Source organism: Candidatus Aquicultor sp., from assembly GCF_054640775.1.
The window spans coordinates 1-6621 of record NZ_JBTSLF010000142.1 but is presented as its reverse complement, the minus strand read 5'-3'; the positions used below and the strand labels follow the sequence as shown (position 1 = coordinate 6621).

General features: G+C 49.7%; 8 protein-coding genes. All 8 read left to right on the top strand.

Features of this window, described 5'->3' with window-relative positions:
• On the top strand, nucleotides 1-429 hold a 429-nt coding region (locus ACYC56_RS11000), incomplete at its 5' end, for a MotE family protein (protein ID WP_461374226.1).
• A gap of 23 nt (nucleotides 430-452) precedes the next feature.
• Nucleotides 453-2156: a flagellar hook-length control protein FliK gene (locus ACYC56_RS10995; RefSeq protein ID WP_461374225.1), complete on the top strand. Its 1704-nt coding sequence runs from the start codon at nucleotides 453-455 to the stop codon at nucleotides 2154-2156.
• Nucleotides 2157-2168: 12 nt separating this feature from the next.
• Nucleotides 2169-2615, top strand: coding sequence for a flagellar hook assembly protein FlgD (locus tag ACYC56_RS10990; RefSeq protein WP_461374224.1), 447 nt, complete (start codon nucleotides 2169-2171; stop codon nucleotides 2613-2615).
• An 86-nt stretch (nucleotides 2616-2701) separates the two neighbouring features.
• Entirely contained in the window at nucleotides 2702-3082 is a 381-nt protein-coding gene (locus ACYC56_RS10985; protein WP_461374223.1) for a TIGR02530 family flagellar biosynthesis protein, read from the top strand.
• 155 nt (nucleotides 3083-3237) lie between these two features.
• Complete coding sequence (locus tag ACYC56_RS10980; RefSeq protein WP_461374222.1) at nucleotides 3238-4482, top strand: flagellar hook protein FlgE; 1245 nt, start codon at nucleotides 3238-3240, stop codon at nucleotides 4480-4482.
• A gap of 161 nt (nucleotides 4483-4643) precedes the next feature.
• Nucleotides 4644-4880, top strand: a complete 237-nt coding sequence (locus ACYC56_RS10975) for a flagellar FlbD family protein (protein WP_461374221.1) — start codon at nucleotides 4644-4646, stop codon at nucleotides 4878-4880.
• Between the two features lie 117 nt (nucleotides 4881-4997).
• Nucleotides 4998-5546, top strand: coding sequence for a flagellar basal body-associated FliL family protein (locus ACYC56_RS10970; protein WP_461374220.1), 549 nt, complete (start codon nucleotides 4998-5000; stop codon nucleotides 5544-5546).
• A gap of 32 nt (nucleotides 5547-5578) precedes the next feature.
• Nucleotides 5579-6565 (top strand): flagellar motor switch protein FliM, encoded by a 987-nt coding sequence (gene fliM / locus ACYC56_RS10965; RefSeq protein WP_461374219.1) that lies wholly within the window; start codon nucleotides 5579-5581, stop codon nucleotides 6563-6565.
• Nucleotides 6566-6621 lie beyond the last annotated feature (56 nt).

Genomic DNA, 6621 nt, shown 5'->3' with positions numbered 1-6621 from the left:
GCCACGCTCAAATATACAGGAGTAATAAAGTTCCCGGGAGACAAGAAAAAAACTAATGTCGCAAAGGAAAAAGTCGATAGTAAAAACAAGAGCAGGACGTCCGAAAAGACGGCCAAAGCAGCAGAGGAAGAAACCGGGACAACAACAACATCGACGACATCGACAACGTTAGCTACGGCTACGACGACAACGCTTGTCATGCCCTCCGAGCAACCGGAAGGTCAGGATAAGCTGCAAAAGCTGGTCAAAATCTATGAAAACATGGATTCCGACCAGGCTGCAAAGATTATTGCCAAGTTGTCGGATAGCGAAGCTACAAGCATCCTAGGCGGGATGAAAGAGGCAAACGCCGCCGAGGTTTTAGCTGCAATGGATGTAGGACGCGCCGCCGCTCTGAGTAGAAAGCTAGGCCTTCAAACGGCCCAGTAACGCTCATGAAAGGAGGTGAACATATGAACATAGCAGAACTTCCAATTGCCGGGATTGCTTTTACTCCGTCCGATACCTCATCGCCGACCGCCGGTCTTGCAGATGTACCTGGGGCACCGCGTTTCAATGATGTGTTGAGCAGCCTACTAGGCCAGCTCTCAGATCCAACCCACTCAACCCATTCAACGCCAGGCTCCTTATTGCAGCAGCTGCTTGCACTACAAGGAACCGGTGCCAACAACATCCAGGATATCGCATCGGTACTGACGGACGGCAAAGCAGATTCATTCGCGCAGTTGGGTCAGACGCTTCTCACTCTGGTCTCCCAGCTTCTAGAAGGTGCCAAAGCGGATGTCAAAACCGATGAACTTATGCCGTTACTCAATGACATTATGGGTAGCCTTGCTTCAGATAAGGACACAGGCGATGTCAAGAACGTGTTGATAAAGCTCTTCGCTAATGTCAAGCAGTCTCTTACCGACGGCGAGCTTCACGGAAAGCTGGCGGATTTGACCAAGGACCTTCCCGAAATGCTCAAACTAAAGATACATCTGATTGAGCACAGTAGCGGCAAGCACTCTTCGGATCAAGAGGTAGCTAAGATCCAGTACATGCTGGTTGCAAAGCTGATCGGGTTAACAGAGCAGACCCCATCCGTTGGAGAAGGGTCGCAAACAAGCGATATGGCAAATAGCGTAACCGGTCTTCTGAGCGAGAAACTGATGGTCAAGTTTCATATCACGCCCGGCCAGCCAGTAGTTGGTATGGAAGGTTCTAATGGGAGAGAGAGCGTTGTGACAGACACGCCAGTACCGGCAGTAGATCCATCGCTTATCGGGATGTCTGATAACCAGGATGCGGGCGATAGTACAGATGCAGCTACGGATCCAGTTCTTGACCTGAAAGGCGACGAAGCGAAAGCCGGCCAGACAAAGAGCCAGATAACAGATGCCGTGGCGCAAGGGAAACACCAGGCCCAATCAACTGTCAAATCCGCAGATATCCTGGCGGAGGCTGTAAATGCCCAACAAGCTACAGACCGGGTTTCGACCACTACTAAAACTACCCCAAACGGTCATAGCGTTGTGCACGCAACGGTAAAAGTAACCGCAGTCAAAGCGGCAGATACAGACGCCACTCTTACGGATTCTCAAAACGGTAATCAAAGCACGGCGGATCCCGGCACGACTACTACCAGCACCAGCAGCTCAACCCCATCATACGCAGTTGGGGCTGAAAATAAGTCGGCTTTTGCCAACGAGATGAGTAAGGCTGCCGTAACAACCGCTGCCGGACATGCGGCAGTTAACGCCGAGCATGTGCTCAAGCAAGTCGTCGAGAAATTTGAGGTCTTGATGGCCGAAGGCAGGAGTGAGGCGAAGATACAACTCAAGCCAAAGTACTTGGGAGAACTCAAGATCCACCTGGTCATGGAGAACGGAACCATAAAGGCGGCGCTTGATGCCCCATCGCACCATGTCAAGGAGATACTGGAGTCGAACCTCTCAAGCCTCAAGCAGGCCCTCGAAGATCAGGGATTTGATGTGAAAGGGTTTGATGTCTCAGTTGGCCACCGCCACAACAACCATAACCATGGGTTTGGGCGGTTCAAGGGCGCGAGTTTCATGGGGGAGAGCCACCAGGAGCCCATCGGGGAGATCGAGCGCATAAGGCCTTCGGTTACCCTTAACAGGTACGGACACAAGGTAGTTAATTTCTTAGCGTAGGAGGTGATTTAGTTGACGGTAAACGCGATTTACAGCGCGCAGGACGCAAGCGCAACCGGTAATCAGACGCAACCAAAAAAGCAAACCGAAGCGTTAGGAAAAGACAGCTTCTTGCAGTTGCTTGTCACTCAGATGCGGTACCAGGACCCGCTCGAGCCGGCAAAGGATACCGAGTATATCTCACAGCTTGCCCAGTTTAATTCACTCGAGCAGATGCAGAACTTAAACGACAAGTTCGACCAAATGCTCAAGTGGTCGCAACTGACCCAGTCGAGCAATCTGATCGGAAAGCAAATCGACGGGCTCACGATGACAGGTGAGGACCAGGACGGCGACGGTAACGCGGATGTGGCGAAGGTCTCAGGTGCGGTCAAAGAAGTGAAGTTCGTCGGGGGCGAGCCCATCCTCATGGTGGGAAGCACCGAAGTAAAACTGAGCGACATAGCGAGGATTTACTAATAATATGCAGGGCTTTTAATCAGAAGCCGATAGTAATCAGTAACACAAAGGGATAGCAATGAGAATCAACGAGGAAGGAGGAAGAAATGACAGATAAGATATTCGTGCCGACAAACCCCATAATGCCCGTCGAGAGCACCAAGATAAAGCACGCCCATCCCAAACAGCCATCCGGCCCATCGTTTAAGGACGTCTTGGCTAACGAGATAGGGAAAGATATAAAGTTCTCGGCACACGCGCAAGCCAGGCTTGAGGCGCGAAATATCAAACTTACCGAGTCACAACTCAACCGGATTCACTCCGGTGTAGACAAGGCGGCAAGCAAGGGAGCACGCGAATCGCTCGTGCTTGTCGATAACGTAGCCCTCGTGGTGAGCATTAAAAACAGAACCGTGATCACGGCGGTCGATGAGAAAAACATCAAAGAGAATGTTTTTACGAACATCGATAGCGCAGTGATCATGTAAGCAGATCCGTAAAGGGTCTAAAGAAGATTGAACTGGACCTCTCTGAGGAAGTTCATCGGTTGCCGAATGACAGAGGCGACTTGTGTGAGGCCAGTTCACCATGGGGCAGAGAACAATAATAAGCAACTATGGATAACTAGGGAGGTAGATGCGCTATGATGCGCTCAATGTTTAGTGCAGTTTCAGGTCTTAGAAATCACCAGGTCAGAATGGACGTTATCGGTAACAATATCGCTAACGTCAACACCGTCGGCTTTAAAGCGAACCGCGTAACGTTTCAGGATATGGTGTACGAGTTGGTTCGCTCGGCCAGCGCCCCTTCAGAAGGGCTCGGCGGCTCCAACCCGGAGCAGGCCGGTCTCGGTATGATGGTCCGCTCGATCGACACTCTGATGACCCAGGGGTCACTCGAATCAACCGGTAAATCCACCGACGTCGCAATCCAGGGTGATGGCTTCTTCGCGCTCGATACCGGACAAGGCAAAGTCTATACCAGGGTTGGCGCGTTCGATATCAACCTAAAGAAAGACCTTGTTGATCCATCCACCGGTTACTATGTGATGGGCTGGATGGCCAATAACAATACTCTCAAGCCTGATGAAATCGACACCAGCATGACCCCAACCCATGTAAGTGTGCCGATAGGACAGATGATGGTCGCGAAGTCAACCGCGAATGTTACGTTTACCGGCGATCTTAACGCGAGCGCTGCAGTTGGCGAAATTGCCACTTCAGATGCGACTGTCTATGATTCACAGGGTACCGGGCACCACATGACGTTCTCGTTCACCAAGTCCGCCGCAAATACATGGGACTACTCGATAGCCGCAGCAGGCGGAGAGGTGCTTGCAGGTAACACCGGGACGCTTTCATTTAACCCAGACGGCTCGATCAACATCGGTGGCTCGACCATCAACCTGCTGAACATCACGCCGACCGGCGGTGCAGGTGCCTTCGACGTAAATCTGGACTTTACTAAGACGATCCAGTTTGCAACAGACAAGCCTGATATTAAGGCAAGTTATCAGGACGGTTTTCCGATGGGCGTTTTAGAGAACTTTTCAATCGGCGTTGACGGTGTTATCACCGGCACATTTACAAACGGTATGAACAAGCCGCTCGGGCGAGTTGCGCTTGCCCAGTTCGGAAACCCGGCGGGTCTTATGAAATCCGGCTCGACCATGTTCAAGCAGTCCAACAACTCGGGCGAGCTTCAGTACGGGGCACCGGCAACCGGTGCAAACGGTACGCTGGTAGCAGGTTCGCTCGAGATGGCCAACGTAGACCTCTCCCGAGAGTTTACCAACATGATCATCACGCAGCGTGGTTTCCAGGCCAACTCCAGGATCATCACGACTTCTGACGAGATGCTTCAGGAGCTTGTAAACCTTAAGAGGTAGTTGGCTATCGTTATAGTCTTTAGCAGCTCATGGAGGGTGCGCTAACCAGCGCACCCTCTTATTTGCCCTAAGGTTAGGGACGCTTTTTGCCGATAGAAATATCTGTAAGCTCAAAACCCCTTTGTTTTTTACGGAAGAGCTATGCGATTGAGGAGCAATTTGTGATAAAGCTAACTCGTTTTGACGGAAGCGAACTTACAATAAACGCAAATTTAATAGAGGTCATAGAGGCAAACCCTGATACGGTGGTTACCCTCATAACAAATAAAAGATATATCGTAAAAGAAACACCGGAAGAGATTATCGAGCTAGTGGTCAAACACTATGAAAAGGCTGGAGGCCCAAGGCTCATAGTATACGAGAACGAGTGTTATCGCTCTGAGGAGTGCGCATCATAGAAACCTCCGTAACACGATCATAAACCCATTCACAGCAATCATCCTACCAGTCAACCTTGAACAAAGCGCTACAACTATTTGTAATGAAAACTATTTTGTTTGCAAGGTGATGTTGAGATGGAGCAAGCCATACCTGAAGTAAAATCGGTTCCTGAAGAGCAACCGCAGAAATCCGAACCGCCGAAAAAGAAAAACAAGGACCTAAAAGGCATGATATCTAAGCTGGGCGTCTTTAAGATACCCGTTTTGGTCATCCTTGTATCTGTTCTCTCGGTGAGCACTGCGCTGGTGGTAACGAAAGTAGCCAAAGGCAATGAGTCGTCGAAGCAGGAAAACAGCGCCAAGACAGCTAAAAAGAAAAAAGTAGGCAAGTTTATCGCGCTCGACCCGTTTACAGTAAATCTTGCCGGCGGCCAAAACTATCTGCAGACGGCTATCGCACTCGAAGTCAAGAGTGACGACGAAGAACTCGAGAACGAACTTAAAGATAGAAAACCGCAAATCAATGACGTGATCATATCGATCCTCTCAGCGAAGTCGATTGATATCATCGGCGATGCGCAAGGTAGAGAAAAGCTTAAATCCGAGATTAAAAAGTCGGTAGACTCCTTGCTTTCCTATGGTAAAATTGAACGTGTCTACTTTACTACGTTCATTATGCAATAGTTTATTTACCATAGATATAGCAGGAGTTAGATATGGCCGGGACGCTTACTCAAGAAGAAATAAACGCGCTATTATCTTCATCAGCGAGTGGAGTGGAAACCCTGGAAGAAGAACCCCTGGGTTCCTCAACTGACTCAAAGCATGTCCGGCTTTATAACTTCCGCCACCCCGATAAGTTTTCAAAAAGCCATTTAAGCACGATGGAGCTGATTTATGAAGGCTTCTCACGCCACCTTAAGACAGCTCTTTTTGTTTATGTACGGCAGAGCATCAACTTCAGTTTGGCATCGGTCGAGCAGCAATCATTTGAAGAATACGTCGAATCATTGCCGACCCCAAGTTCCCTGGTTACCTTTAAAATGAAAGATTTACCGGGGAGCGCAGTTCTCGAGATAAGCCCCGAGCTTACTTTCCTTATCCTTGACAGGCTTTTGGGCGGCATGGGCGACCAGCCGACAAAGGTTCGCGACCTGACCGAGATTGAAACGGTTATTATCCGCAAGGTCTCTGAAAGAATCCTCATGGCCTTCAGGATGGCCTGGTCGGAGATACATGACGTAGAGCCTTCAATTGAATCCCTGGAGACAAACCCTCAGCTTTTGCAGGTTGTGCCCCCAAACGAGATTGTCGCTACCGCGACGCTTGAGGTAAGAATAGGAGAGGCGACCGGTGCGATGAGCGTTTGCCTGCCATATTTGACACTTGAGAACGTAATGCCTAAGCTTTCTAGGCAAGTCTGGTTTTCTGCGAAATTTGAACACAAAGACGGCGAAAAAGCCGAAAACAGCAAGATCAGGGGAAATATCAGCAAAGTTAAGCTGCCGGTTTCGATCGAGCTGGGACGAACAAAGATAAGCATTAACGATTTGCTTCAGCTAAAACCCGGGGATTCCATCCAGCTGGATACGCCGGCCAACCATGATGTGCGGGTTTTGGTTAATGGAAGAATGAAGTTCTACGCCCAACCGGGAGTTATTGGAAAACGATTGGCAGTTAAGACAACCAGGGTAGCTGATTAAGGAGCCGTTATATGCCACGCAAAAAACAAGAGATTGAGAAACCCGCTGTAGAGCTT